Raw genomic sequence first — 26,442 nt, 5'->3', positions numbered from 1 at the left:
GGCTGATCAGTTCAGATCCGCAGGTGAGGACAGGGTTCCGCGCACCGCGGTGGCCGCCGCGACCAGTGGCGAAACCAGATGGGTGCGGCCACCTTTGCCCTGCCGCCCCTCGAAGTTCCGATTCGAGGTCGAAGCACACCGCTGACCGGGCGAAAGCTGGTCCGGATTCATGCCCAGGCACATCGAGCAGCCCGCCTGTCGCCATTCCGCACCGGCGGCGGTGAAAATCTCGCCGAGCCCCTCGGATTCGGCCTGCGCACGCACCCGCATGGATCCGGGCACGATCAACATCCGCACGCCATCGGCCACTTTGCGGCCCTTCAGCACGTCCGCGACCGCCCGCAGATCCTCGATGCGACCGTTGGTGCACGAGCCCACGAATACGGTGTCGACCTTCACCTCGCGAAGCGGAGTACCGGGCTCCAAATCCATGTAGCGCAGTGCCTTCTCCGCCGACTCCCGCGCGGTTTCGTCGACGATATCGGCCGGATTCGGCACCGATGCGCCCAGCGGCGCGCCCTGTCCGGGGTTGGTGCCCCAGGTGACGAACGGGGTCAGGGCCGAGGCGTCGATGTGCACCTCGGCGTCGAAGACCGCCCCCTCATCGGTTTTCAGCGCCTCCCAGGCCGTCACGGCCGCATCCCAGTCCGCACCCTTGGGCGCATGTGGGCGGCCCTTCAGGAATTCGTAGGTGACCTCGTCAGGGGCCACCATGCCCGCCCGGGCGCCGGCCTCGATGGACATATTGCACATCGTCATCCGCGCCTCCATGGACATGGCGCGCACGGCCTCGCCGCGGTACTCCAGCACATAGCCCTGACCGCCGCCGGTGCCGATCTTCGCGATCACGGCCAGGATCACATCCTTGCTCGTCACGCCGGGCGGCAGCTGGCCGTCGATATTGATCGCCATGGTCTTGAACGGCCGCAGCGACAGCGTCTGCGTGGCCAGCACGTGCTCGACCTCGCTGGTGCCGATGCCCATCGCCAGCGCGCCGAACGCACCGTGGGTGGAGGTGTGCGAATCGCCGCAGACCACGGTCGTGCCCGGCTGGGTCAGGCCCAACTGCGGACCCACCACGTGCACGATGCCCTGCTCGATATCGCCCATCGGATGCAGCCGAATGCCGAATTCCGCACAATTGCGCCGCAGCGTTTCCACCTGGGTGCGGGAAATGGGGTCGGCGATCGGCTTATCGATATCGATGGTCGGGACGTTGTGGTCCTCGGTCGCGATGGTGAGATCGGGCCGACGGACCTTACGCCCGGCCGCGCGCAGGCCGTCGAAGGCCTGCGGGCTGGTCACCTCGTGCACCAGGTGCAGGTCGATGTAGATGAGATCGGGTTCGCGCGCGTCCCCCTCCCCCGCGCCGCGGGCGACGACGTGCTGCTCCCAGACCTTCTCCGCCAGAGTGCGTGGCCGGTCGGCCATCCTCGTTCACCTTTCGGTCGGCTGCGCCGTATCGAAGTGGGCTGACGACACGGCGCGAGTTTGCACATCTCACTATGCGAGACGTTAATATCGTTCTATGAGACAGCATAGCGGTATCGGGGTACTCGACAAAGCCATGGCCGTGCTCTACGCGGTGGCCGAGCACCCCTGCGGCCTGGGCGAGCTGTGCACCCGCACCGGCCTGCCGCGCGCGACCGCGCATCGGCTGGCCGTCGGGCTGGAGGTGCACCGCCTGCTCGCCCGCGACACCAACGGGCTGTGGCGGCCCGGCCCGGCCCTGTCCGAGCTGGCCACCACCGCGAACGATCCGCTGCTGGACGCGGCCGCGGCCGTCCTGCCCCGGCTGCGCGAGATCACCGGGGAGAGCGTGCAGCTCTATCGCCTGGACGGGCATTCCCGGGTGTGTGTGGCGGCCCTGGAGCCGGCGGCCGGGCTGCGCGACACCGTGCCGGTGGGCGCCCGCCTGCCGCTGACCGCCGGTTCGGCGGCCAAGGTGCTGCTGGCCTGGGCCGATCCGGAGGTGCAGCGCACTGTGCTGCTCGATGCGGTATTCGGCGAGCGAGCGCTCGCCGAGGTGCGCCGGCGCGGCTGGGCACAGAGCGCCGCCGAACGGGCGGCCGGGGTGGCCAGCGTCTCCGCACCCGTGCGGGACTCGGGCGGGAACGTGGTGGCGGCGGTGTCGGTGTCGGGACCGATCGATCGGATGGGCCGCCGACCGGGCGCGCGCTGGGCGGCCGATCTCGTGGCCGCGGCCGAGGCGCTGCACAAACGGCTGTGAAGCGTTGTCTTTCGTCACACTGTGACCGCCGCCATACGCCGTAAACTACAGTCGGCGCATGGGAGTGAAGCAACGTGCGCAGATCGTGATGTCCGAGGCGGAGATCACGGAGTTTCTGCAGCGCAGCCGCGTCATGACGCTGGCCACGCTGGGCAAGACGGGCGTGGCGCACCTGACCGCGATGTGGTACGCGCTGGTCGACGGACAGATCTGGTTCGAGACGAAGGCGAAGTCGCAGAAGGCGGTCAATATCCGCCGGGATCCGCGGGTCACCGTGCTGGTGGAGGCGGGCGACAGCTACGACCAGCTGCGCGGCGTGTCGATCGAGGGACATGCCGAGATCGTCGACGATCCCGACGCGCTGTTCCGGGTGGGTGTGAGCGTCTGGGAGCGCTACACCGGGCCCTACAGCGAGGACGTGCGTCCCCTGGTGGAGGCCATGCTGAACAAGCGCGTGGCCATCCGCATCGTGCCCGAGCGGATCCGCAGCTGGGACCACCGCAAGTTGGGACTGCCCGCGATGCCACCGGGCGGATCGACCTGGCCGCAGGAATGATTCCGGCCCACAGCACACCGACATGCAGAAGGCCCCCAACCAGCAGGTTGGGGGCCTTCGTACGTAGTCCCGACGGGATTTGAACCCGCGCTACCGCCTTGAGAGGGCGGCGTCCTAGGCCGCTAGACGACGGGACCAGAGAGAGGTTCTCCGAATGGGAGGTCTCCACGGATCTCGCGATCGGGAGGCTCGGCCAGCTTAACCGGCCGCTGCCCCACAACCAAATCGCCAGGATGCTGTTCCGCCTCGACCGCGAACCGAGGCGAACCAACCGCTGGGGTACCAGGACTCGAACCTAGAATGGCTGAACCAGAATCAGCTGTGTTGCCAATTACACCATACCCCAATGACCTGGGATTTCGGCCGCTCACCGGGGGCGGTGAGGGCCTCGTTCCGGGCCGGGAAGAAGATTACCAAACCCAGCCCGGAAACCTACAAATCCCCTGGTCAGACCCAGCAACGCGCAGCGTTTCCGTTGAGGGTGGCGGTGGGCGACGGGTGGGCCATAGGCGCGTTCGGGGCCTATTGTGCCCGGTTCAGCCCGGCTTGCAACCGATTCATGGTCGCCTCGCGGCCGAGCAGCTCCAGCGACTCGTACAGCGGCGGGCTGATGTGCGAACCGGTCACCGCCACCCGCACCGGGGCGAACGCCTTGCGGGGTTTGAGGCCCAGATCGTCCACCAGCGCGGTTTTGAGCGCCTCCTCCAGCGCGCCCGCCGACCAGTCCGCCACGCCCTCGAGCGCCTTGATGGCGGCCTGCAGCACCGGCGCGGCGTCGGGTCCGAGATTCTTTTCGGCCGCCGCGGGATCGATCGTGAACTGTTCGGCCGGGATGAACAGGAACTTCAGCAGATCCCAGGCATCCCCGAGCACCACGATGCGGGTTTGTACCAACTCGGCCGCAGTTGCGAAAAGGGTCTCGTCCACTTCTGCGCCGATGTAACCGTGTTCGGTCAGGTACTCGCGGAGTCGGTGGGCAAAATCACCCGGATCGAGCAAACGAATGTGCTCGGCGTTCAGCGCATCGGCCTTCTTCTGATCGAAACGCGCCGGATTCGAATTCACTTTCGATATGTCGAAGGCCGCAACCATCTCCGCCATCGTGAACACATCGCGATCGTCGGCGAGACTCCAGCCGAGTAACGCCAGGTAATTCAGCAAACCCTCGGGAATGAATCCGCGGTCGCGATGGACGAACAGATTCGACTCCGGATCGCGTTTGGACAACTTCTTGTTGCCCTGGCCCATCACGAACGGAAGATGACCGAACTCGGGGGTCAACTCGGCAACCCCGATCCGCTCCAATGCCGCATACAACGCGAGTTGACGCGGTGTCGAGGACAACAGATCCTCACCGCGCAGCACATGAGTGATCTTCATCATCGCGTCGTCGAGCGGATTCACCAGCGTGTACAGCGGGTCGCCGGTGCCGCGGGTGAGCGCGAAATCCGGAACGCTGCCCGCGCGGAAGGTGGTCTCCCCGCGCACCAGGTCGTTCCACGTGATGTCGTGGTCGGGCATGCGCAGCCGGATCACGGCCGGGCGGCCCTCGGCCTTGTAGGCGGCGATCTGCTCGGCGGTCAGATCGCGGTCGAAGTTGTCGTAGCCCAGCTTCGGGTCACGCCCGGCGGCGCGATGACGGGCCTCGACTTCCTCAGGGGTGGAGAAGGATTCGTAGGCCTCGCCCGCCTCCAGCAACCGGCGCACCACGTCCAGGTGCAGGTCCCGGCGCTGCGACTGCCGGTACGGGCCGTAGGGGCCGCCGACCTCCGGGCCCTCGTCCCAGGTCAGGCCCAGCCACCGCAGCGCGTCCAGCAGGGCGCGGTAGGAGTCCTCGGAATCGCGTGCGGCGTCGGTATCTTCGATGCGGAAGACGAAGGTGCCGCCGTGGTGTCGGGCGAACGCCCAGTTGAACAGCGCGGTGCGGATCAGGCCGACATGGGGCGTGCCGGTCGGTGACGGGCAGAATCGGACCCGTACGTCTGTCATGTTCCTTCTCTCGATCAACGTTTGGCGGCAACGGGATTGGTGAGGGTGCCGATACCCGAAACCGTCACGGACACAGTTTGCCCATCCTTCATCGGTCCTACACCTTCCGGTGTACCGGTGAGGATGACATCACCGGGCAGCAGCGTCATCACCGCGGTGATCCACTCGATCAGCTTCGGAATATCGTGCAGCAGAAGCGAAGTCCGGCTGCGCTGGCGGACCTCGCCGTCGAGTTCGGTGGTGACCTCCAGATCCGCCGGATCCAGCTCGGTCTCGATCCACGGACCCAGCGGGCAGAAGGTGTCGTAACCCTTGCCGCGGGTCCACTGGCCGTCGTGTCGCTGCTGGTCACGGGCGGTGACGTCGTTGGCGACGGTGTAGCCGAGGATCACATCCCTCGCCCGCGCCGCCGGCACGTCCTTACAGGGGCGGCCGATCACGACCGCCAGCTCGCCCTCGTAGTCGACCTGAGAGGAACTGGGCGGCAACAGGATCGGCGCGTTCGGGCCGATGATGGCGGTGTTGGGCTTGAGGAAGATCACCGGATCCTCCGGCGCCTCGCCGCCCATCTCGGCCGCGTGCGCGGCGTAATTCTTGCCGATGCACACCACCTTGCTGGCCAGGATCGGCGCCAGCAGCCGGACGTCGGCCAACGGCCAGCTGCGGCCGGTGAACGTCGGGGTGCCGAACGGATGTTCGGCGATCTCGCGAGCGACGGCATCGCCTCCGCGGTCCCCCGATCCCTCGATGCTGACGAACGCGACCCCATCGGGGCTGGCTACACGACCTAGACGCATGGTTCGCAGTCTATCCACCTGCTGAGATGCGCCCGACCACCCGGTCTGGAGGTCCCGGCGACGAGCGCGCCGGGGCGACGAAAGGGAAATACAGGACAGACGGGGCAGGGATTTCGGATTGCGTACGGGTGTACCGTGAATCGTGTCCAAACAATAGGACCAGGTTCCCATTATATGAGATTCGAGGTGAGGGTGCATGGCCACCGCGACGCAGATCGGCGCAACTCGGCGGTGGGTCATGCTCGGCCTCGGCGTCTTCGCCCAGAGCTCGAGCGCGGTCATCGTGCACGGCACCCCCTTTCTGCTGCCCGCGCTGACCGGCCGCGGAATGCCTTTGGCCACTGCGGGTCTGCTGGTGGCCATGCCGACCGTCGGTCTGTGCTGCATGCTCATCGCCTGGGGGTACGTGGTGGACCGGATCGGCGAGCGGGCGGTGCTGGTGGCCGGTCCGCTGGTGATGTGTGTGGCCGGGGCCGCCGCGGCGGGAGTGTCGAATTACGTTGTGCTGGGGGTACTGCTGTTCCTGGCCGGGATGGGTGCGGCCAGTACGAACGGGGCCAGCGGACGGGTGATCGTCGGCTGGTTCCCGCCCGCCCGACGCGGACTGGCCATGGGAATCCGGCAAACCGCGCAGCCGCTGGGTGTGGCGATCGGTGCCATGACGATTCCGGCTGTCGCTGCGGCGCACGGGTTTTCCACCGCGATCCTGGTGCCCGCGGTGATGGCGGGACTGGCCGCGGTGAGCTGCGGTATCGGCATCGTCGACCCGCCGCGCCCGGCCGGAAACGGCACCGAGCCTCCCGCCAACCCGTATCGCGGGGACACCACGCTGTGGCGGATCCACGCGGTCTCGGTGCTGCTGGTGATTCCGCAGGCGACGGTGTGGACCTTCGCGCTGCTGTGGTTGCACCGCGACGTCGGCCTGTCGCTCGGCATTGCGGGCGTCCTGGTTACGGCGACTCAGCTGCTGGGCGCGGCCGGGCGCATCGGCGCGGGGGTCTGGTCCGATCGGGTCGGCAGCCGTCTGCGGCCGCTGCGCACGGTGGCGGTCGCGGCCGTGGCGTCGATGTCCGCCTTGGCCATTGCGGCGTGGCTGCACTGGTGGTGGGCGGCGATTCCGATCCTGGTCGTCGCCTCGGTGATCACCGTCGCCGACAACGGTCTGGCCTTCACGGCGGTCGCCGAAATCGCCGGACCCTATTGGAGCGGACGCGGTCTGGGCATCCAGAACACCGGCCAGAACCTCGCCTCCGCCGCCGTCGCCCCCGTCTTCGGCGCCCTGATCACCGCCGCGGGCTTCCCCGCCGCCTACCTCCTGTCCGCCGTAATCGCCGTCGCCGCAGTCCCTCTCGTCCCCCTCCCCACCCGTCGCTGACAACCCAGCCGCACCCCGCATTCACAAACGCACCTTGTTCAGGGCCTGGTACGGGTGCATTTGTGAATACGGGGTGCGGCTGGGGCGTGCCGCGCAAAACTGGACGATCGACCCAGAAAGGGGCTGGCTAACCGGGAGCGTGGGTTGCTGGGGAGGCCGCAAAGGTTGCTGGACACCGCAAGGGCGGCAAGACCTTTCGGTCGTTGCGGGCGCGTCGGGGGCGTGGGATGCCTGCACGGGGGCCCGAGAGCACGCGAGAAGTGAAGAACTACCGCTTCGAAATCTTCTCGGATGCAACGGCTTCCACGGTCGACAACGCTATATATCCGAAACACCTTGTCCGACTCGATCTCTGCCGGGGCGGCCTGTGGTCGCGCGGTGACCGCTTCATCCCGGAAGTAACGAACGGCCCCGCACCCGAACGGTTTCGGGGCGGGACCTGGTTCGAAGATCAGACCGCGGCGACGATGCGGTCGCCGACTTCCACCGTCGAGGAGGCGCCGGTGCGGGAGGCGAGAATCTTGGCGACGGCGGCCTCGATGCGCGCGGCTTCCTCGGTTTTGCCGAGGTGGGTCAGCAGGAGCGAGACCGAGAGGATGGCGGCGGTCGGGTCGGCCTTGGATTGGCCGGCGATGTCGGGGGCGCTGCCGTGGACCGGCTCGAACATGCTGGGGTTGGTGCCGGAGGCATCGATATTGCCGGAGGCGGCCAGGCCGATGCCGCCGGAGACCGCCGCGGCCAGGTCGGTGATGATGTCGCCGAACAGGTTGTCGGTGACGATCACGTCGAAGCGGCCCGGGTCGTTGACCATGTGGATGGTGGCGGCGTCGATGTGCTGGTAGGCGATCTCGACATCCGGGTATTCGGCGCCGACCTCGGTGACCGTGCGCTGCCACAGCGATCCGGCGAAGGTCAGCACATTGGTCTTGTGCACCAGCGTGAGGTGCTTGCGCCGCCGCTGGGCCTTGTCGAAGGCGTAGCGCACCACGCGCTCGATGCCGAAGCGGGTGTTGGTGCTGACCTCGGTCGCCACCTCGTGCGGCGTCTCGACCCGGATTGCGCCGCCGGTGCCGGTGTACGGGCCCTCGGTGCCCTCGCGCACGACGACGAAGTCGATGTCCGGATCACCCGACAACGGACTGGTGACACCCGGATACAGCTTGGACGGCCGCAGGTTCACATGGTGGTCGAGCGCGAATCGGGTGCGCAGCAACAGACCTCGCTCGAGCACACCGCTCGGCACGGAGGGATCGCCGATGGCCCCCAGCAGAATCGCATCGTGCTGCTTCAACTCCGGCAGCACCGAATCCGGCAGCACCTCTCCGGTCGCGTGATACCGCTTGGCCCCCAGGTCGTACTGGGTCTTCTCGACACCGGGCACAACCGCATCGAGCACCTTGAGTGCCTCGGCGATGACCTCGGGCCCGATCCCATCTCCTGGGATGACAGCAAGCTTCATCACACCACGCTCCGTTCAGTCTCCACTGGCCACAGCCGTCGAGGTCACAACCCCCGCCACCCTATCCGGTTCCCTCACCCCCGCCCACACCAGGGGAAGCCCATCCCGAATAGTGAGAACCCCAGCCGCTCGCTAGCGCTCGCGGCGGGGAATGAACAAGCCCTCGCGGCGCATCAAAGGAGCGCAGCGCCACACCGAAAGAGGACCACACAGTCGAATCGAAACGCGCACACCGGACCGCAGAGCAGAACGCCGCCCCATAGACCTCCCCGACCGCAAAGAGCCCCGCCGCTCGCTAGCGCTCGCGGCGGGGCAACCAGTTGATAGCACTCCACTATTCGAGAGGACGATCACAGAAGCCGTCGGCCCGATCCACATCAGTCACTCGAGACCCTCGGTCACACCCGTCGGGCCGCAGGCCGTCCGCATCCCTCAGGCCGCAGGCCGTCCGCATCCCTCAGGCCGCAGGCCGTCCGCATCCCTCAGGCCGCAGGCCGTCCGCATCCCTCAGGCCGCAGGCCGTCCGCATCCCTCGCCGCCCGGCCCCCAGGGCCGGGCGGCGAGGGGCGAGGTCAGCTCAGGTCGACCAAGGCGACCTTGGCGGCGCCTACGGTTTCGGCGATGGTGGTGCGGACGTCGGTGGGGACGTCCTTGTTGACGCGGAGGATGACCGTGGCGCCTTCCTTGTCGACGTCCTGGCTCAGCTGGGCGGCCTGGATGTCGATGTCGGCCTCGCCGAGTTTGGTGCCGATCTTGCCGAGGGCGCCGGGGCGGTCGTGGTAGTTGAGGACGGCCAGGTTCAGGCCCTCGGCGCGCATGTCGTAGTTGCGGCCGTTGATGTTGACGATCTTCTGCACCTGCTGCGGCTCGGTCAGGGCGCCGGAGACGTTGAGGGTGCGGCCGTCGCCGAAGACCGCGCGCAGGTCGACCAGGCTGCGGTGCGAGGGGCTCTCCGACACCGTGGTGACGGTGGCCTCGATGCCGCGGTCCTTGGCCAGCTGCGGGGCGTTGACGAAGGTGACCGGATCCTCGATCAGCGCCGAGAAGATCCCGCGCAGCGCCGAAAGCTCCAGCACCGCAACGTCTTCGGAGGACAGCTCGCCGCGCACCTGCACCTCCAGGCTGACCGGCAGCTCATCGGCCAGCGCGCCCAGCAGCACACCCTGCTTGCGCACGATCTCCAGCCAGGGCGCGACCTCCTCGCCCACCACGCCGCCGGTCACGTTCACCGCGCCCGGCACGAATTCACCTGCCAGCGCGAGCAATACGGACTTGGCGACATCGGTGCCCGCACGATCCTGCGCCTCAGCGGTGGAGGCACCCAGGTGCGGGGTCACCACGACCTGCGGCAGCTCGAACAGCGGGCTGTCGGTGCACGGCTCGGTCTCGAACACGTCGATACCGGCGGCCCGCACATGCCCGGACTTGATGGCCTCGGCGAGGGCGCCCTCGTCGATCAGCCCACCGCGCGCGGCATTGACGATGATGACGCCCTTCTTGGTGAGCGCCAGCTTCTCCTTGCTGAGCAACCCCTTGGTCTCCGGGGTCTTCGGCAGGTGAATCGAGATCAGATCGGCGCGCTGCAGCAGCTCGTCCAGCGACAGCAGTTCGATCCCGAGCTGGGCGGCGCGAGCGGGCGAGACATAGGGGTCGTAGGCGACGATCTTGGTCTCGAACGCGGCCAGCCGCGCGGCGAACAGCTGCCCGATGCGACCCAGACCGATCACACCGACGGTCTTGCCGAAGATCTCCACACCGTTGAACTTGCTGCGCTGCCAGGTGTGCTCACGCAGGGTGGCGTCGGCGGCCGGGATCTGGCGCGCGGCCGACAGCAGCAGCGACACGGCGTGCTCGGCGGCGGTGTGGATATTGGAGGTCGGCGCGTTGACGACCATGACACCGCGCTCGGTGGCGGCGGGCACATCGACATTGTCGAGGCCGACGCCGGCGCGGGCGACGATCTTGAGGTTCTTACCGGCCTCGAGCACCTCGGCGTCGACGGTGGTGGCCGAGCGCACCAGCAGCGCATCCGCCTCCGGCACGGCGGCCAGCAGCTCGGGTCGATTGGGGCCGTCGACCCAGCGAACCTCGACGCCGTCACCGAGCGCGTCGACGGTCGACTGGGCGAGCTTGTCGGCGATCAGAACAACAGGACGGCCATTCTGGCTCACTGTAGGGCACTCCTGGGGAAGGGTTTCGGCATTTACCGCCGCCAGCTTAATGGGCCCGATTTCCGTTCTCCCTACCCCCTGGTAGTCGCCCGCCATCAGTACAAACGACCAGTCTCACGACAAGTTCCATATGGAGATATCGGCGAAGCGACGATCGGTCCCGCGCGGGCGCCGATTGATTGCCGTCCGGGAACTATCGCGTGAACCCGGTGAACCCGATTCGTCGCATTCGTTCCGACCCGGCGAAGGCTTGGCAAAGAATGCCATTTCTCCTGGATACCAGCACTTTTCATCGGCACCGTGGGAGCATGGCCATCACCCGGCGCACCTGCTCGGCAATGTTGGCGACCGGTCTGCTGGCCCTCGCCGTAGGCCCCCGCGCGCACGCCTCTGCCGCCCCCGTGAACAAGGTCGCCGTGATCGGCATCGACGGTTGTCTCTACAGCGAACTACTCGCGGCCGTGACGCCGAACCTGCAGCGCCTGGCCGCCGAAGGCACCCTCAGCCGCTATTCGATCGCCCCGCACACCACCGTCTCCTGCCCGTCGTGGTCGGCGGTGCTGACCGGCGTCTGGGACACCCGCACGGGCATTTGCGACAACGACCGCACCTGCTCCCCGGAACATCTGAGTCGCTATCCAACCGTCTTCAACCGCATCAAACGCGCTGCGCCACAGCGAAAGACAGCATCGATAGCCACCTGGGACACGATCGCCCGCATCGCGGGCAGCGGCGTTCCGCACGCCGATGTGATCATCACCGCAGGCTCGAATCCATACGGCACCTACGGATGTGAGGCCGATATCGACACCGGCACGGCCGCGGCCACGGTGACGGCGATCGCCGAGGGCACCGACTTCGTCTTCACCCATTTCGACCAGGTGGACATCGCCGGACATCGGTTGCGCGCCAGTAATCCCCAGGCCTACCGCGATGCCATCAGCCGGGTGGACATCCTGGTCGGACAGATCGTCGGCGCGGTGCAACTGCGGGCGCGCAGGCACCGCGAGGAACGCTGGACCATCCTGGTGACCACCGACCACGGCCACAAACCCGGGGGCGGCCACGGCGGCCAAAGCGCCTACGAGGTAGCCAGTTTCGTCATCGCCTGGGGCCCGGACTTCCCGGCCGGACGTATCGACAACGGATTCTCCCTGATCGATATCACCCCGACCGTCCTCGACCTGCTCGGCCTGCCACCCGTCGCCGATCTGGACGGAAGGACGTTACGCGTGGGCGGTTCCGGCGACCCCTCGGCCCCTCCCCCGGCGACACCGGTCGTCGGACACCCCACCGCCCCGGCCGCAACCCGCCTCACAGCCCTGCCGACCCCGTACGACGCGGGCTGCAAGGTCGTCACCGTTCCCGCGGCCGAGCTGACAGCCGAGACCCGATGACCCGAAGCTCTCTATGAGCGCGACCCCGCCCAGCCGGTTCGCAGCAGTTCGTACTCGACCTCACCCAGTTCGGTACCGGGCAGCGGGTCGTCGAAGTGCAGATGGAAGGTCCGAACATAGGAGAGACCGGCCTTTTCCAGCACGCGCCGAGAAGAGACGTTGACCGCCATGGTTTGAGCCCACACTCGTTCGACACCCAGGTCGGTGAATCCCTTGCGGATCAATGCTCGCGATCCTTCGGTGGCGTATCCCCGGCCCCACACATGCCTCGCAAGCCGGTAGCCCAGTTCCACTTCGGTCGTGCTGCCGTCCTCGGGTGGCTGCAGGGCCAGCCAGCCCACGAACGCCCCGGTGGATCGTTCGACGGCGGCAAAGCGTCCTGCCGGACCCAACCGATAGTCGTGCAGGATACGAGGCAGTACCTCCTGCTCGATCTCCTCACGCGGTGTCGGCTCGCCGGTCAGGAACCGCATCACCGCGGGATCGCTGTCCAACCGGACCAGGTGCTCGACGTCGGCGTCGGTGAACCGACGCAGCACGAGCCGATCGGTCTCCAGAAACACATCCACCAGCAGGCCCCCTCCCTTCGATGACAACGGCAGCCATCCTGTCGGGGAACGGCCCGGGTGGTCCAATGTTTTTCGCCAGCCCAGTCACGCCCGTGTTTGCCAGTCACTCGCTAGGCGGTTTTGTCCGTTTTGCACGACGTGGTCGTGATTGCGACGTGATACGCGTCATGCCCCTGAAATCAGGGGCATGCTGGAAGACTCAACTTAACTGCAACTATTTGTCACACAAATGAGGCCGGCCTCGGGCGAATACGCCCGAGGCCGGCCTTCGCGATCGGTTCATCCGACCGTTGTTCGAGCTCAGCGACCGAAGGAGCCCGTCCACAGGCTGTCGACGATACCGTGCAGAGCAGCGCCCAGGGTGTTGAACAGACCGTTGAAGGCGGCGCTACCGGTGTCGATGATAACGGGGATCATGAATACCTCTCCTTTGCGATACCCAGTTGAACTGGCTGACAACGGGTATATCAGGCGGGCATCACGAGGCGTTAGCCAATTTTTTTCAAAAGTGACCCGGACAACATTTCCGCGAATTCTGTGCGCCGAACCACAGCTCAATCAGGGAGGACGCGCACGGCCCTGGCCTCGGGCCCGGCCTTGGCGCGGCGGATCTCGAACTCGACCCGCTGCCCCTCCCGCAGCGAGCGGAAACCCTCACCGTGGACCTCGGTGTAGTCGACGAAGACATCGGGCCCACCGCCGTCCTGAACGATGAACCCGAACCCCTTCTTGCTGTCGAACCACTTCACCGTGCCTTGCGCCATCTCTACTGTCCTTCTCGCCGACCGGACAGCCAGAGGTTAACCGACGCTCAGGAACGCAGGTGGCGGACCTGCCCCGGTTTGGCCTCGTCGTAGGCGGGTCGCCCGGCGAGGTGTTCGGGAACACCCACCTCCCACCACGCACCCGCTTCGGTCCACGAGGACGGCTGGGTGCGCACGACCACCACCGCGGGGCGGGACTGCTGCACCGCGACCTCGCGGGCACGGGCGTAGGCGTGCCGGAATCCGTCGAGATCGGCGGCCGTGAAGACCGCGCAGCCGAGGGAGTGCGCGTGGGCGGCGAAGTCGACCCGCGGCGGCCTCGGGTGATTGGAGCGGCAGTCGGTGTAGAAGTTGTTGAACGGGCTGCCACCCTGGTTCTCCTGGAGCCGGGCGATGACCGCATATCCGTCGTTGTCGCAGACGACGGCGACCAGGGGGTGACCGGCGAAGGCCGCGGAGAACAGCTCGGAGTTGAGCATCAGATACGACCCGTCGCCGAGCATGGTGGTGACCAGCCCGCGCCGATGCCCCATGGCCGCACCCCAGGCCCCGGCGAGTTCGTAACCCATACAGGAGAATCCGTATTCGACATCCATGGTCGGCTCGCCGCCGTGCGCGCGCCAGCCGCCGACGAGTTCGCCGGGCAGGCCACCCGAGGCGGTCATGACGTAGTCGGTCGGTTCGCTGAGATCGTTGACCGCGCCGACGATCTGGGCATAACTGGCCAATCCGGCGGTGGGGGCACGCAACTTGTCGATGTAGGTGTCCCATTCGCCGCGCACGGCCGCGGCCCGGCTGCTCCAGGCCGAATCCACCCGCCACTCGGCCAGCGGCGCCACCAGATCCCCCAGTGCCGCACCGGCATCGGCGACCACCGCCAGGGCGCCGTGTTTGACGGCATCGAAGCGGGCGGCGTTGATACTGACCAGCCGGACGTCAGGGGCGAAGACCGTCCATGACGCGGTCGTGAAGTCCTGCAGCCGGGTTCCCACCGCCAGCACCAGATCCGCCTCGGCGGCAAGGGTATTCGCCGAGGACGATCCGGTGATGCCCAGTGGGCCCGCGTAGAGCGGGTGGTCGTGACGCACCAGAGTGCGCCCGGCGGTGGTTTCGGTGATCGGAATGCCGTGGCGCTCGGCGAATTCCACCGCACGCTGCCCGGCCCCCGAGTAACGGACACCGCCACCGAGGACCAGCAACGGCCGAGACGACGCCCGCAGGGCCCGTGCCGCCTCGGCGAGCAGCCTGTGGTCCGGCCGTGCCCGGATGATCGAATGCACGACCGGCTCGAACAGCGTCTCCGGAAAGTCGAAGGTCTCGGCCTGGACATCCTGCGGCAACGCCAGCGTGACCGGACCCGCGTCGGCCGGATCGGTGAGCACCCGCGCGACCTGCGGCAGGGTGGCGATGAGCTGCTCCGGCCGGGTGATGCGGTCGAAGTAGCGGCTGACGGCACGGAAGGCGTCGTTGACGGTGGCGGTGGCGTCGTCGAAGTGTTCCACCTGCTGCAGCACCGGATCGGGGGCCCGGCTGACGAACGTGTCGCCCGGTAGCAGCAGCAGCGGCAGCCGATTGGCGTGGGCGACACCGGCGGCGGTCACCATATTGAGCGCCCCCGGGCCGATCGAGGAGGTCGCGACCCCGACCTGGCGCCGATGCGTCGCCTTGGCCAGCCCGACGGCCGCCAGCGCCATACCTTGTTCGGTGTGCCCACGCCATACCGGGATCACATCGCGGCGCTCCTCCAGCGCGGTGCCCAGTCCGAGCACATTGCCGTGCCCGAATATCGCGAAAACCGCGGGGAACAACGGCACCTCACGCCCGTCCAGGGTCTCCGAGTGCTGCGCGATCATCCAGGCGACCAGTGCTTGCGCGGTAGTGAGTTTCATACGGGATCGCCCCTAGTTCACGAAGTAGTCGGTGTGGTCATCGCACGCGCCCGCGGTGATCGGTGACCGGGCAGCGCGGGTCGGTCGAGCTGTCGTTCCACATATCACGTACCCAGCCGTGCGCCGGGTCATCGCAGAAGGCCATGGATCGCTGCGGGGCCGGGCCCGCCAGGACGTTGAGGTAGTACATCGGGTACCCGGGCGCGGCAATGCAGGGCCCGTGGTAGCCGTGCGGGATCAGGAAGACGTCACCGTCGCGGACCGCCACGTTCTCGTCGAGCGAACCGTCGGCGGTGTAGGTGCGGTGCATGCCGAACCCCTCCGGCGACGGCATCGTCCCGTCGCGCCCGGCGATGCGGAAGTAGTAGATCTCCTCGTTGACGACCTCGCACTCGCTCGCCTCGTCGTGCTTGTGCGGCGGATACGACGACCAGTTGCCGTCGGGCGTGATGAGTTCGCAGGCGTTGAGTTTGTCCGCGTGGTCCCACACGCCGGGCACCCCGAAGTTGGTGACCTGCCGGGTCGCCTGCCCCGCACCCCGGACCTCCACCGGAACATCCTCCGCCGGACCGTACTTCGGCTCCAACCGCCGGGTGCAGCGGGCCATGGGCAGCGCGATGTCGGCATCGGCGTCGGCCGACAACTCGACCTCGGCATCGCGGGGCACGTAGGCGAAATCGGTCACCCGCGTGAAAACCGACGCCCTGCCGGCCAATTCGAACACCCGGCCGTCGACCCGCACCGTACATGCCCCGGCCAGCGGCAGCACGAAGGCCTCGTACTCACCGGTGTGCACCGTGCGCGTCTGCCCGGCCGCCAGCCGCAGCACCCGCAAGCCCGTGTAGGTCCAGCCCGCGCCCTCGGCCGTCAGCAGAATCGGATCGTCGCCGTCACGCAGCGTTTCCGCCGGATAGTGCAGCTTGCTCATCAGAACTCCTCATTGGGCTTGCTTCAAGATGCGTGCCGCCGACTCGACCGCACCCGCGACATCACCGTCCGGCGGATACAGCAGGCTGCGGCCGATCACCAGCCCGCGGGCCACGTCGTGGCCGAGCGCATTCCCCCAGGACGCCAGGTCGGCGGCGATATCTCCGGACGGGACCCCACCCAGGACGAGCACCGGCAGGGTGGTGGCGTCGAGCACCGAAAGATCTTGCGGTGCCGGCATTTTCAGCCAGGTGTGGGCAGAGGTGACGCCCAGCCCGGATGCGATGGTGATGGCGCGCTGCAGCGACGCCGAATCCTTCTGCATCACCAGCGATCCCGAATCGTCACGATGATACGGCAGCGGTTCGACCATGGCCATCAGCCCGTGCTCGGCCAGCTCCGAGACGGCCCGCGCGCAGGCGTGCAGGGTGGGAATGGTGCCGGGATCCGAATCGACCAGGCGCAACAGCATTTTGCCGCCGTCGAGCCGGAACTTCACCAGCGATTCGGCGTCGTACCCGGTGAAGCGGTCGTCGATCTCCCAGTCGGCACCGGCCAGCCCACCCCGGTTCATGGACCCGATGACGACCTTGTCGTGCAACGCATCCAACAGCAGCAGTTCCTCGACGATATCCGGCGATCCGAGCACACCGTCGACGGCCGGATTGTCCAGCGCGACGAGCAACCTCTCCAACAGCATCCGCCGATCGGCCATCGCCGTCCGATCCGTGCCGACCCCGAGCGCGCCCCGGGCCGGGTGGTCGGCGGCGACCAGGAACAACGTCCCCTGCTCCGACAGCAGCCGCGCACGCCGCCGCCGATCGGCGTAGGCACGCTGGATCGCCGCCGGGTCGGCGGCCCGCACGCGCAACAACTCGTGCCAGCGCTCATCCGTCAGGTGCGTATGTCTGTGCCCGTATGTCGTCAACTGCACAACATCTCCTCTATTTCCGCGGCCGTCGGCATGGCGTCGGCACACGCCAGACGCGAAGCGACAAGCGCCCCAGCGGCATTGGCGTAGGCGGCGATGCGCTCCGGTTCCCAGCCCGACAGCAGGCCGTGCACCAGCGCACCACCGAATCCGTCACCGGCACCGAGCCCGCACACCACCTCCACCCGGCACGGGGGGACGGTCCAGCGCTCGGATTCGGTGGCGATCAGCACCCCGTCGGCGCCGCGCTTGACCACGGCCAAGCGAACACCGCGGGCCAGCAGCCGATCGGCCGCCGCGTCGGGATCGGCGGTGCCGACCGCGACCTCGACCTCGGCGCGGTTGCCCACCACCACGGTCACGTGATCGAGCATCCACCCGATCTCGCGCCGGGCGGTCTCGACATCCCGCCAGAACATCGGCCGGTAGTCCAGATCGAGCACGGTGTGGCCGAATCGGGCGCGCCGCTCGAGAATCGTCCGCTGCGTGCCGCGGCCGGGTTCGGCGCTCACCCCGGTCCCGGTCACCCACAGCAGCGGCACCGAGTCGATCACCTCCCACGGCACCTCGTCCTCGGTCAGGGTCAGATCCGGCGCGATCGGGGCCCGATAGAACAGCAGGGGCGGATCGGCGGGCGGCTTCAGTTCACAGAACACCACCGGCGTCAGCAGATCCGGCGCGGTGGCCACATATCGTGACGAGACGCCGAATCCTTCCAGCGCGCTGCGCACGTACTCGCCGAATCCGTCCGGCCCCACCTTGGTCAGCACCGCACTGCGCCGCCCCAGCCGCGCCGCGGCCACGGCGACATTGGTGGCGGTGCCGCCGAGGAACTTCGCGAACGATGTCACCTCGGCCAGCCCCACCCCGCTCTGCTGCGGATACAGATCCACCCCGACCCGGCCGATGGTCAATGCCTCGAGCTCGGTCATCACGGCACCATCCGCTGCAATTCGTGCTGCAGCGCATCCAATTCCGCGCCACCGGCCATCTGACGGGTCAGCTCCGGCAGATCGATGTCGGCCTTCTCGTAGGAGCCCAGCATGCTGCCGCGCTTGAGCAGCAGGAACCGATCACCGACCGGATAGGCGTGATGCGGGTTGTGGGTGATGAGAATGACACCGAGGCCCCGATCGCGGGCCTGCACCACATAGCGCAGCACCACACCGGCCTGCTTCACACCCAGCGCCGCGGTCGGCTCGTCGAGAATCAGCACCTTCGCGCCGTAGTGCACCGCCCGCGCGATGGCGATGCACTGCCGCTGGCCACCGGACAGGGTGCCCACCGGCTGTTCCATATCGCGCAGGTCGATCCCCATATCCGACAGGGCCGCGCGGGTGATCTCGCGCCCCTTGCGGCGATCCAGCAGCCGCACCGGCCCGACGCCGAAGGTCGGCTCGGAGCCCAGCACGAAATTGCGCCACACACTCATCAGCGGCACCACGGCCAGATCCTGATAGACGGTGGCGATTCCGCGGTCCAAAGCCTCACGGGGAGAGGCGAACTTGATCGGTTCGCCCTCCACCTTCAGCTCCCCCGCATCGTGCTGATGCACTCCGGCGAGGATCTTGATCAGCGTAGACTTCCCCGCGCCGTTGTCGCCGAGCACGCAGGTGACCTCACCGGCGTTCACGACGGTCGACACGTCCTGCAGCGCCACCACACCGCCGTAACTCTTTCCGATGCCGAGGGTTTCGATCAGCGGCACAGTCATCGGCGTACCCTTTCCGCGCGCTTCTTGAATGCGTTGTTGACCAGCACCGCCGACAGCAGCAGCACGCCGAGGAACAGCATGAACCAGTCGCTGTCCCAGCGGGCGAACACGATGCCCTGACGGGCCATGCCGAAGATCAGTGCGCCGATGGCCGCGCCGACCACCGACCCGAATCCGCCGGTGAGCAGGCAGCCACCGACCACCGCGGCGATGATGTACTGAAACTCCAGGCCCACACCCTGATTGGCCTGCACGCTGGCGAACCGCAGGATATTGCAGGAGCCGACCACCCACCCGGCGAAGGCGGTCGTCATGAACAGCAGGATCTTCGTCCGCACGGCGGGCACACCGACCGCGCGGGCACTGATTAGCGACCCGCCGACCGCGAAGACCCAGTTGCCGAACTTGGTGCGCACCAGCACCAGCCCGGCGATGGCGGTCAGCACGATCCACCACACCACCGATGCCTGAATGCGCGCATCACCGATATTCGTCGTCGAGGCGAACACCCAACCCGCCGAGGAGTAACCGTCCGCCGACCGAATGCCCGACACCTGCACGGTCCCGGTGACCAGCCGCGTCACACCCAGATTGAGGCCCTGCAGCGCAAGGAAAGTGCCGAGGGTGACAATGAAACTCGGCAGGCCCGTGCGCATCACGACCCATCCGTTGAGCGCCCCGACGGCCAGCGCGAAGAGCAGCGACACCAGCAGCGCCAGCCAGACATTCCAGCCCGCGTGCACCGCCAGCAGGGCGGTGACCAGCGCGGTGGAGGCGGTCATCACACCGGCGGACAGGTCGAATTCGCCGCCGATCATCAGCATCGCGACCGCCACGGCCATGATGCCCAGCGTCGAGGCGTCGTCGAGCCAGGTGGCCACGCCCAGCGGGCTGAGGAATTTGTCGGTGATGATCGAGAAGAACAGGAACACCACCAGCGCGCCGAGCGCCGCGCCGATCTCCGGCCGCACGATCAGTCTGTTCAGCAGCGACGGACCCGGCTCGGGGTGTCTCGGGGCCGCCTCGGGAGCCGTTGTGGCAACACTCATTTCATCCACTCCTGTCTCACCGGGTGCCCTGTGCCACGAGTTCTGCGATGGCGTCGACGTTGTCCTTGTCCACGAAGGCAGGTCCGGTCTGCACGGGTGCGCCGCCGCCGACGGTGTTCAGATTCGTCCGGTAGGCCTGCAGCAGCACGACCGGCAGATATCCCTGCTCGTACTGCTGCTGGTCGACGGCGAACAGCAGCCTGCCCGCTCGGATGGCGTCCACTACATCGTTGTTGAGATCGAAGGTGGCCACCACGGCGTTCGAATGCGATTCACCGGCGGCGGCCACGGCGCGGGCGGCGATCTGCGAATTCAGGGTCAGCACCGCATCGATGGAGTGGTCGGCCTCGAGGGCGCCCTTGATGCGGGACTGGGCGTCAGTGGGGTCGTTGATGTCGACCTGCAGCGTGGTGGCGTTGCCGAAACCCTGGGTGGCACCGGCGCAGCGATCGTTGGCGCCGATATTGCCCGCCTCGTGAATCACGCAGAGCATCTTGGTCTTTCCGGCGTCCTTCAGCCGCTTCCCGGCCGCCTGCCCGGCCAGCCGTTCGCTCTGCCCGACATGCCCGATCGCGCCGAATTTCGCGCTCTCGGCCTCCCCGGAATTGATGGTGACGACGGGAATGCCCGCGGTGACGGCCCGTTCGACCGAGGGGCGCAGCGCCTCCGGGTTGGCCATGGAGACCACCAGCCCGTCCACGCCCTGCGCCACCGCGTTATCGATGAGCTTGGCCTGCTGTCCGGGATCGCCCGCGGAGTTGTACTCCACGCGGACGCCGAGATCCTTGCCCGCGGCCTCGGCGCCGTTCTTGACGACATTCCAGAAGGCATCACCGGGTGTGCCGTGGGTGACCACCGCGACGGAGTTCAGTTTCCCTGCGGCGACCGGGGTTTGGGTCTGGTTCACCGGCGCGTCGGCACCCGGCCCGCTGCACGCGGCCAGCACCGCCCCGGCGGCCAGCCACGGCAGGATGCGCCAGGGGCGGCGCGATCGAGACATCATTGTCATAGTTCCCACCTAGATTCGAGCGGACTCGCATGCGGCGGCGATATCCGCCAGATAACGCAGACTGCGTGCGGTGTCGCGGCTGGGCACCTCGGCCGAATCGCCCGGCGCCAGCGCCGTATCCTGTTCCAGCACATACCAGCCCCGGTAGCCCGCCTCGTGCGCACATCGCACCAGGGCCCGGACGTCGACATCCCCCTCCCCCAGCGGGGCATACAGTCCCTGCCGCACGGCCTGGCTGTATTCCAGTCTGCCGCTGCGGATCTCGCCGGCGAGGTGGTTGCGGACATCCTTGAGGTGAATGTGGCCGATGCGCTCGGCGTGGCGGCGGGCCAGCGCCACCGGGTCGGTGCCGCCGACGAGCAGATGGCCGGTGTCGAGGCAGATGTCGAGATCGGAATCGGCAAGGAACCGCTCCACCTCGCCCTCGGTCTCGACGTGGGTGCCCACATGCGGATGCAGGACGGCGCGCAGCCCGTGCTCGGCGGCGATATCGCGAATCGTGGCGGCGGTATCGATCAGGGTGCGCCACTGGTAGTCGCTCAGCGCGGGCTTGGCGTCGTAGCCGTCCAGTCCGGTGGCGGCGGCCAGGACCAGAACCTCCGCACCCGCCGCGGCGAACAGCGCCGCGCTCTCGCGCGCCGCGGCCAGGGCGCGGCGAGGTTCGGTGTGCAGGGGCAGCGCCAGGAATCCACCGATCGCGGCGATGCCGTAGCGACCCAGCAGCTCGCGCAGTGCCCGCGGCTCGGCGGGCAGATATCCGGGCGGGCCGACTTCGGTGGCGGTGAGTCCGAGCGCGGTCATCTCGGACAGGACGGTCCGCGCCTCGAGCACATGTCCCCAGCCGGGGACCTCGCACACTCCCCAGGAGATCGGTGCGGCGGCGACGCGCAGCGGATGCAACGGTTCGGTCATCGGGACTTCTCCGGCCTGTCGATGCGAATTTGGAGCGCTCCAAGTCATTGGAGCGCTCCAACTATGTAACCTGGGTCACGAACGTGTCAAGAGCCTCGGCCACATCAAGAACGTCGTGTCTACCTCGAAAAACATGGCCATCCTGGCCAAACCGGCCCTGGCAACGGGACTGAAAATGTCCGATTAGAGCGCTCTATTGATTGGAGCGCTCCAACGCTGTAACGTGCGACACAACGGTTCCGGCCAAGACCATGCCGGAATGACGAGAATCCCCGCCGGGCCGCCAGGAGGGCTACCACGATGACGCGACCGACGATGGAGGACGTCGCCGCTCGGGCAGGCGTCTCCCGCGCGCTGGTCTCGCTCGTCATGCGCGGCTCGCCGAAGGTCAGCGAACATCGCCGCCGCGCGGTGCTGCAGGCCGCCAAGGAACTGGGGTATCAGCCGCATGCGATGGCGCGCTCGCTCGCCAGCCGCACCTCCAATATCGTCGGAGTCATGGTCTCCGACCTGCGCAATGCCTTCTTCGCCGATGTGGTGGAGGGGATGGATGCCGCGGCGCAGCAGGCCGGGCTGGAGCTGATCCTGAACACCGGCCGCCGCAGCGCTTCTCGCGAGCGCACCGCGCTGGAGAGCCTGCTGGCGTTCCGGCCGGGCGGCATCATTCTGCTGTCGCCGGTCATGCCCGCCTCCGCCATCCGGGAGGCCGCCTACCAGTGCCCGGTCGTGATGGTGTCGCGCAGTTCGACGGTGGCCAATATCGATACCGTCAACGACGACGGCGAGACCGGTGTCGCGCTGGCCGTGGATCACCTGGTGTCCCTAGGGCATCGGCGCATCGTGCACTTCGACGGTGGGGCCGCCTTCACCGCGGCACCACGCCGCAAGGGCTACTTGACGGCCATGGACCGCCACGGCCTCGAGCCCATGGTGATTCCCAGTGAGCACACCGACGCCGCGGGCATTGCCGCGGTGCAGAAGCTGCTGAAGGTGTTCTCCCCGAACAACTTTCCCACCGCCCTGGTCTGCGGCAACGACTTCAACGCGGTCGGTGCGATGTCCGCGTTGGAGGAGGCCGGACTGCGGGTCCCGCAGGACGTCTCCGTCGTCGGCTACGACAATTCGTCGCTGGCCGCGCTGCGGCACGTCGCCCTGACAACCATCGACCAGCCCCGCACCGAAATCGGCCGCCTGGCCGTGGACGCACTGGTCGAACGCCTGCGTGACGGACGCACCGAGCCGGTGCGCCGGCGTGTGGCGCCGTCGCTCGTCGTCCGCGCGACGACGGCCACACCTGTCAACTGAAATCGAAATCCGAGCTCGAACGGAGTCTGCCGTGCACGATGTGGTGTCCCATTGGATTGATGGAGCCCGGGCCGCGGGTTCGTCACCGCGCCGAGGTCCGATCTTCCAGCCCGCCACCGGCGAGATCGCGCGAGAGGTGGCGCTCGGCGATGTCGCCGACGTCGACGCCGCCGTGGCGGCGGCGGTGAAGGCGGCCGCCGACTGGGGCGACAGCTCGCTGTCGGCCCGCACGCGAGTGCTGTTCAAATACCGGGAACTCCTCGACCGGCACCGCACCGAACTGGCCGAGCTGATCACCGCCGAACACGGGAAGGTCCTCGACGATGCGGCGGGTGAGGTGCAGCGCGGCCTCGAGGTGGTCGAATTTGCCTGTGGCATACCGCAGCTGCTCAAAGGCGAACACTCCGAGCAGATTTCGCGCGGCGTCGACAGTTATTCGGTGCGGCAGCCCTTGGGCGTGGTCGCGGGCATCACCCCGTTCAACTTCCCGGTGATGGTGCCGCTGTGGATGGCACCGGTGGCGATCGCGTGCGGAAATACGTTCGTCCTCAAGCCGTCCGACCGCGATCCGTCGGCGTCGCTGCGGTTGGCCGAGCTGTTCTCCGAGGCCGGACTGCCCGACGGCGTCTTCAATGTGGTGCAGGGCGACGCCGAGGCGGTGAACCGGCTGCTGGTGCACCCCGATGTCGATGGAGTGTCGTTCGTCGGGTCGACACCGATTGCCCGCCACGTCTACACCACCGCGACCGCGGCCGGTAAGCGGGTGCAGGCGCTGGGCGGCGCGAAGAACCACATGGTGGTGCTGCCCGACGCCGATGTCGACCTGGCCGCCGATGCCGCGGTCTCGGCCGGATACGGCAGCGCGGGTCAGCGCTGTATGGCGATTTCGGTGCTGGTCGCCGTGGGCGACACGGCCGACGCCCTGGTGGAGGCCGTCGCCACCCGCACCCGGTCGCTGAAGGTCGGGCCCGGCACCGACCCGGCCTCGCAGATGGGCCCGGTGGTGACCGCCGCGGCCCGCGATCGCATCGTCGCCGCCGTCGAATCCGCGGCCGCGCAAGGAGCCCGGCTGGTGGTCGACGGCCGCGACATCGACGGGCCCGCAGGGGGTTTCTGGGTCGGCCCTACCCTCGTCGACCACGTGAGCCCGGAGATGCGGGTCTACACCGAGGAGATCTTCGGCCCGGTGCTCGCGGTGGTGCGCGCGGGCACCTTCGAGGAGGCGCTGCACCTGGTCAATAGCAACCCCTACGGCAACGGGACCGCCATCTTCACCGAGAACGGCATGGCCGCACGGGAATTCCAGCGCCGCGTGCGGGCGGGCATGGTCGGCATCAACGTCCCGATTCCGGTGCCGATGGCCTACCACAGCTTCGGCGGCTGGAAGGATTCGCTGTTCGGCGACACCCATATCCACGGCCCCGAGGGTGTGCGGTTCTACACCCGCGCCAAGGTCACCACCGCCCGCTGGCCCCGCACCGCCCACGGTGTCGAGCTCGGATTCCCCACCGCCAACTGATCTTTCACCGACAGGAGCTCTCATATGACCATCAGGTTGGGCCTCGCCGGCACGGGTCGCATCGGCACCTCACACGCGGAAACGCTGAAAACCCTGCCGGGTGTGGGGGGTGTCGTGGTCGCCGACGCCGACGTCGAGCGCGCCCGCACCACCGCCACCAAACTCGGCGTCGAATTCGCCCCCGATATCGAGACGCTGCTCGGCTCCGATATCGCGGGCCTGGTGATCACCACGGCCACCGATTCGCATCCGGAACTGATCACCAAGGCGGTCGACCGCGGCATTCCCGTGTTCTGCGAGAAGCCGGTGGCCGCCGATATCGCGGGCACCCTCGAGGTCATCCGGCGCGTCGAGAACGCCACCGTGCCGGTGCAGATCGGCTTCCAGCGCCGCTTCGACACCGGGTACCGGGCCGCGCGGGCGGCGGTGCGCTCGGGTGAACTCGGGTGGCTGCACACGCTGCGCGCCACCACCCTCGATCCCGCCCCACCGCCCGCGGAATACATTCCCCGCTCGGGCGGGCTGTTCCGCGACTGCGGTGTGCACGACTTCGACATCATCCGCTGGGTCACCGGCCGGGAGGTCGAGGAGGTCTTCGTGCTGGGCGCCAACCGCGGCGAGCAGTTCTTCGTCGACGCCGGGGACGTGGATACCGCCGCGGTGGTGCTGCGCATGGACGACGGAGCGCTGGCGACGGTGTCGCTGGGCCGCTACAACGGCGCGGGCTACGACGTGCGGCTCGAGGTACTGGGCTCGAAGGGCAACGCCGTTGTGGGCTTGGATGATCGGGCTCCGCTGCGCTCGGTGGAACCGGATTATCCGGCCTCGCCCTACCCGGCCTACCCCGGTTTCATGGAACGCTTCCGCCGGGCCTACACCGAGGAGCTGTCGGTCTTCGTCTCCGTGGCCCGCGGGGATATCGAAAACCCATGCGGCCCAGCGGATGCGCTGGAGGCGTTCTACATCGCCGAGGCATGTGAGCTGTCGCGGCGCGAACGGCGACCGGTGGCCGTGGCCGAAGTCCGGAACTGATCAGGCCGGCCCCACGTCGAGGTCGGCGACGACCCCGTAGTGATCGCTGGCCTGCACCCCATCGACGGGTTTGTCGAAAGCCAGTGCGGCACTGCGAATTCGGGCGTAAGCGTTCGGATGCGCATACGGCCCGCCCACGAAGATGTAGTCGATGCGGCGGCGATGGCCGGGCTGACGGACCAACTGCTCGATATCGGGCAATGCCTGGGGGTTGTCGGCGGTCCAGGTGTCGCCGGGCCCGATCCCGGCGACCTCCCATGCGTCGTGATAGTAGACGCTGCGGCCCGACAGCGATCGGCGTCCGGTGAGAAACCGGATCCCGGCGGTGTCGGGCGCGGCGTTGAAATCACCGGCCATGATCGTCGGCAGCTCGGTGCGATGCCGGGCGTCCAGATCGCTGAGGGCCAGCACCTGCCGCTCCCGTTCCACCTCGGCGTCGAGCCGGAACGAGGTGGTAGGCGCGATGAACAGCACCTCGCCGAGTTCGGGCAGCGGAACGTGCGCGGCGAGCGTGAGCCAGGCGAGGTCGCGGTCGGTGTGACTGCGCAGGTCCAGGGCCTCGACCACTCGGTGCGGCCAGCGCGAGGCGACGGCATTGCCGCCGTACTCGTCCGAGCGCGCGGGCATCGTCACCGCGACCTGGGACTGATGGGTGGCATGCAGGCCGGTCCCGGCGAAGAGCAGCGGCAGCTGGTCGGGCAGCACCTCCTGCAACGCCACCAGATCGGGCTCGAGCCGACGCAACTCGGCATTGATCACCCCGAGCCGGGCGGCCGCATCGCCCTCGTCGTTCCAGATGTTCAGGGTCACGACTCGAAGCTGCATACCGACCGGATTGCCGCCTGCGG

General features: G+C 67.8%; 23 protein-coding genes and 2 tRNA genes. 7 read left to right on the top strand and 18 right to left on the bottom strand.

Annotated features, from left to right (window positions below; genetic code table 11):
• Positions 1-6: 6 nt before the first annotated feature.
• On the bottom strand, positions 7-1,431 hold the full coding sequence (gene leuC / locus IU452_RS12100; protein WP_195109110.1) for a 3-isopropylmalate dehydratase large subunit: 1,425 nt from the start codon (positions 1,429-1,431) through the stop codon (positions 7-9).
• Between the two features lie 97 nt (positions 1,432-1,528).
• Between leuC and IU452_RS12095 the strand changes: the two genes are divergently transcribed.
• Both IU452_RS12095 and IU452_RS12090 read left to right on the top strand, forming a co-directional pair.
• A complete protein-coding gene (locus IU452_RS12095) occupies positions 1,529-2,230 on the top strand; it encodes an IclR family transcriptional regulator (protein WP_195109109.1) in 702 nt (233 codons plus the stop codon).
• A 58-nt stretch (positions 2,231-2,288) separates the two neighbouring features.
• A complete protein-coding gene (locus tag IU452_RS12090) occupies positions 2,289-2,786 on the top strand; it encodes a pyridoxamine 5'-phosphate oxidase family protein (RefSeq protein WP_195109108.1) in 498 nt (165 codons plus the stop codon).
• Between the two features lie 64 nt (positions 2,787-2,850).
• On the opposite strand, the gene IU452_RS12085 is transcribed toward IU452_RS12090, so the two are convergent.
• From IU452_RS12085 to IU452_RS12070, 4 genes are all read right to left on the bottom strand, one after another.
• Positions 2,851-2,923, bottom strand: a tRNA-Glu gene (locus IU452_RS12085).
• Positions 2,924-3,060: 137 nt separating this feature from the next.
• A tRNA-Gln gene (locus IU452_RS12080) sits at positions 3,061-3,132 on the bottom strand.
• 176 nt (positions 3,133-3,308) lie between these two features.
• Entirely contained in the window at positions 3,309-4,775 is a 1,467-nt protein-coding gene (gltX, locus tag IU452_RS12075) for a glutamate--tRNA ligase (protein WP_195109107.1), read from the bottom strand.
• Between the two features lie 14 nt (positions 4,776-4,789).
• Positions 4,790-5,572, bottom strand: coding sequence for a fumarylacetoacetate hydrolase family protein (locus IU452_RS12070; protein WP_195109106.1), 783 nt, complete (start codon positions 5,570-5,572; stop codon positions 4,790-4,792).
• A 196-nt stretch (positions 5,573-5,768) separates the two neighbouring features.
• On the opposite strand from IU452_RS12070, the gene IU452_RS12065 reads away from it, so the two are divergent.
• Positions 5,769-6,947 carry an MFS transporter gene (locus IU452_RS12065; protein ID WP_195109105.1) on the top strand — a complete coding sequence of 393 codons (1,179 nt, stop codon included), beginning with the start codon at positions 5,769-5,771 and terminating at the stop codon, positions 6,945-6,947.
• A gap of 451 nt (positions 6,948-7,398) precedes the next feature.
• Here IU452_RS12065 and IU452_RS12060 read toward each other — a convergent pair whose 3' ends face one another.
• Together IU452_RS12060 and serA are read right to left on the bottom strand one after the other, a co-directional pair.
• Positions 7,399-8,406, bottom strand: coding sequence for a 3-isopropylmalate dehydrogenase (locus tag IU452_RS12060; protein WP_195109590.1), 1,008 nt, complete (start codon positions 8,404-8,406; stop codon positions 7,399-7,401).
• A gap of 572 nt (positions 8,407-8,978) precedes the next feature.
• A complete protein-coding gene (gene serA / locus IU452_RS12055; protein WP_195109104.1) occupies positions 8,979-10,577 on the bottom strand; it encodes a phosphoglycerate dehydrogenase in 1,599 nt (532 codons plus the stop codon).
• A gap of 308 nt (positions 10,578-10,885) precedes the next feature.
• Between serA and IU452_RS12050 the strand changes: the two genes are divergently transcribed.
• Positions 10,886-11,974 (top strand): alkaline phosphatase family protein, encoded by a 1,089-nt coding sequence (locus tag IU452_RS12050; protein ID WP_195109103.1) that lies wholly within the window; start codon positions 10,886-10,888, stop codon positions 11,972-11,974.
• 11 nt (positions 11,975-11,985) lie between these two features.
• Here the strand turns inward: IU452_RS12050 and IU452_RS12045 are convergent, their stop codons facing one another.
• The 10 genes from IU452_RS12045 to IU452_RS12000 form a co-directional block, all read right to left on the bottom strand.
• Complete coding sequence (locus IU452_RS12045; protein ID WP_195109102.1) at positions 11,986-12,543, bottom strand: GNAT family N-acetyltransferase; 558 nt, start codon at positions 12,541-12,543, stop codon at positions 11,986-11,988.
• A 554-nt stretch (positions 12,544-13,097) separates the two neighbouring features.
• Entirely contained in the window at positions 13,098-13,307 is a 210-nt protein-coding gene (locus IU452_RS12040) for a cold-shock protein (RefSeq protein ID WP_195109101.1), read from the bottom strand.
• Positions 13,308-13,354: 47 nt separating this feature from the next.
• Positions 13,355-15,196, bottom strand: coding sequence for a 3D-(3,5/4)-trihydroxycyclohexane-1,2-dione acylhydrolase (decyclizing) (gene iolD / locus IU452_RS12035; protein ID WP_195109100.1), 1,842 nt, complete (start codon positions 15,194-15,196; stop codon positions 13,355-13,357).
• A 37-nt stretch (positions 15,197-15,233) separates the two neighbouring features.
• Positions 15,234-16,124: a 5-deoxy-glucuronate isomerase gene (gene iolB / locus IU452_RS12030; protein WP_195109099.1), complete on the bottom strand. Its 891-nt coding sequence runs from the start codon at positions 16,122-16,124 to the stop codon at positions 15,234-15,236.
• Between the two features lie 9 nt (positions 16,125-16,133).
• Positions 16,134-17,021, bottom strand: a complete 888-nt coding sequence (locus IU452_RS12025) for an aldolase (RefSeq protein ID WP_195109589.1) — start codon at positions 17,019-17,021, stop codon at positions 16,134-16,136.
• Positions 17,022-17,047: 26 nt separating this feature from the next.
• A complete protein-coding gene (iolC, locus tag IU452_RS12020) occupies positions 17,048-17,986 on the bottom strand; it encodes a 5-dehydro-2-deoxygluconokinase (protein ID WP_195109098.1) in 939 nt (312 codons plus the stop codon).
• On the bottom strand, positions 17,986-18,768 hold the full coding sequence (locus tag IU452_RS12015; RefSeq protein ID WP_195109097.1) for an ATP-binding cassette domain-containing protein: 783 nt from the start codon (positions 18,766-18,768) through the stop codon (positions 17,986-17,988). Before IU452_RS12015 ends, iolC begins: the two co-directional genes overlap by 1 nt.
• Complete coding sequence (locus tag IU452_RS12010; protein ID WP_195109096.1) at positions 18,765-19,817, bottom strand: ABC transporter permease; 1,053 nt, start codon at positions 19,815-19,817, stop codon at positions 18,765-18,767. The genes IU452_RS12015 and IU452_RS12010 overlap by 4 nt, the downstream gene beginning before the upstream one ends.
• Positions 19,818-19,833: 16 nt before the next feature.
• A complete protein-coding gene (locus IU452_RS12005) occupies positions 19,834-20,826 on the bottom strand; it encodes a sugar ABC transporter substrate-binding protein (protein ID WP_195109095.1) in 993 nt (330 codons plus the stop codon).
• 9 nt (positions 20,827-20,835) lie between these two features.
• Entirely contained in the window at positions 20,836-21,738 is a 903-nt protein-coding gene (locus IU452_RS12000) for a TIM barrel protein (protein ID WP_195109094.1), read from the bottom strand.
• Between the two features lie 300 nt (positions 21,739-22,038).
• On the opposite strand from IU452_RS12000, the gene IU452_RS11995 reads away from it, so the two are divergent.
• From IU452_RS11995 to IU452_RS11985, 3 genes are read left to right on the top strand one after another with little or no spacing between them, the layout of a single operon-like run.
• Positions 22,039-23,043, top strand: a complete 1,005-nt coding sequence (locus tag IU452_RS11995) for a LacI family DNA-binding transcriptional regulator (RefSeq protein ID WP_195109093.1) — start codon at positions 22,039-22,041, stop codon at positions 23,041-23,043.
• A 31-nt stretch (positions 23,044-23,074) separates the two neighbouring features.
• Positions 23,075-24,562, top strand: coding sequence for a CoA-acylating methylmalonate-semialdehyde dehydrogenase (locus IU452_RS11990; RefSeq protein WP_195109092.1), 1,488 nt, complete (start codon positions 23,075-23,077; stop codon positions 24,560-24,562).
• 24 nt (positions 24,563-24,586) lie between these two features.
• Entirely contained in the window at positions 24,587-25,594 is a 1,008-nt protein-coding gene (locus IU452_RS11985) for a Gfo/Idh/MocA family oxidoreductase (RefSeq protein ID WP_195109091.1), read from the top strand.
• Here IU452_RS11985 and IU452_RS11980 read toward each other — a convergent pair whose 3' ends face one another.
• Positions 25,595-26,404 carry an endonuclease/exonuclease/phosphatase family protein gene (locus IU452_RS11980; protein WP_324192567.1) on the bottom strand — a complete coding sequence of 270 codons (810 nt, stop codon included), beginning with the start codon at positions 26,402-26,404 and terminating at the stop codon, positions 25,595-25,597.
• Positions 26,405-26,442 lie beyond the last annotated feature (38 nt).

This window comes from Nocardia transvalensis (genome assembly GCF_015477765.1).
Taxonomy (GTDB): Bacteria; Actinomycetota; Actinomycetes; order Mycobacteriales; family Mycobacteriaceae; genus Nocardia; species Nocardia transvalensis_A.
Note: the sequence above shows the minus strand (reverse complement) of the source record. Positions and strands in the feature narration are given on the sequence as shown.

Excerpts from the sequence above, each read along its gene's own strand:
- leuC (WP_195109110.1), bottom strand. The coding sequence starts at position 1,431 with ATGGCCGACCGGCCACGCACTCTGGCGGAGAAGGTCTGGGAGCAGCAC.
- IU452_RS12095 (WP_195109109.1), top strand. The coding sequence starts at position 1,529 with ATGAGACAGCATAGCGGTATCGGGGTACTCGACAAAGCCATGGCCGTG.
- IU452_RS12090 (WP_195109108.1), top strand. The coding sequence starts at position 2,289 with ATGGGAGTGAAGCAACGTGCGCAGATCGTGATGTCCGAGGCGGAGATC.
- gltX (WP_195109107.1), bottom strand. The coding sequence starts at position 4,775 with ATGACAGACGTACGGGTCCGATTCTGCCCGTCACCGACCGGCACGCCC.
- IU452_RS12070 (WP_195109106.1), bottom strand. The coding sequence starts at position 5,572 with ATGCGTCTAGGTCGTGTAGCCAGCCCCGATGGGGTCGCGTTCGTCAGC.
- IU452_RS12065 (WP_195109105.1), top strand. The coding sequence starts at position 5,769 with ATGGCCACCGCGACGCAGATCGGCGCAACTCGGCGGTGGGTCATGCTC.
- IU452_RS12060 (WP_195109590.1), bottom strand. The coding sequence starts at position 8,406 with ATGAAGCTTGCTGTCATCCCAGGAGATGGGATCGGGCCCGAGGTCATC.
- IU452_RS12050 (WP_195109103.1), top strand. The coding sequence starts at position 10,886 with ATGGCCATCACCCGGCGCACCTGCTCGGCAATGTTGGCGACCGGTCTG.
- IU452_RS12040 (WP_195109101.1), bottom strand. The coding sequence starts at position 13,307 with ATGGCGCAAGGCACGGTGAAGTGGTTCGACAGCAAGAAGGGGTTCGGG.
- iolD (WP_195109100.1), bottom strand. The coding sequence starts at position 15,196 with ATGAAACTCACTACCGCGCAAGCACTGGTCGCCTGGATGATCGCGCAG.
- iolB (WP_195109099.1), bottom strand. The coding sequence starts at position 16,124 with ATGAGCAAGCTGCACTATCCGGCGGAAACGCTGCGTGACGGCGACGAT.
- iolC (WP_195109098.1), bottom strand. The coding sequence starts at position 17,986 with ATGACCGAGCTCGAGGCATTGACCATCGGCCGGGTCGGGGTGGATCTG.
- IU452_RS12015 (WP_195109097.1), bottom strand. The coding sequence starts at position 18,768 with ATGACTGTGCCGCTGATCGAAACCCTCGGCATCGGAAAGAGTTACGGC.
- IU452_RS12010 (WP_195109096.1), bottom strand. The coding sequence starts at position 19,817 with ATGAGTGTTGCCACAACGGCTCCCGAGGCGGCCCCGAGACACCCCGAG.
- IU452_RS12005 (WP_195109095.1), bottom strand. The coding sequence starts at position 20,826 with ATGACAATGATGTCTCGATCGCGCCGCCCCTGGCGCATCCTGCCGTGG.
- IU452_RS12000 (WP_195109094.1), bottom strand. The coding sequence starts at position 21,738 with ATGACCGAACCGTTGCATCCGCTGCGCGTCGCCGCCGCACCGATCTCC.
- IU452_RS11995 (WP_195109093.1), top strand. The coding sequence starts at position 22,039 with ATGACGCGACCGACGATGGAGGACGTCGCCGCTCGGGCAGGCGTCTCC.
- IU452_RS11985 (WP_195109091.1), top strand. The coding sequence starts at position 24,587 with ATGACCATCAGGTTGGGCCTCGCCGGCACGGGTCGCATCGGCACCTCA.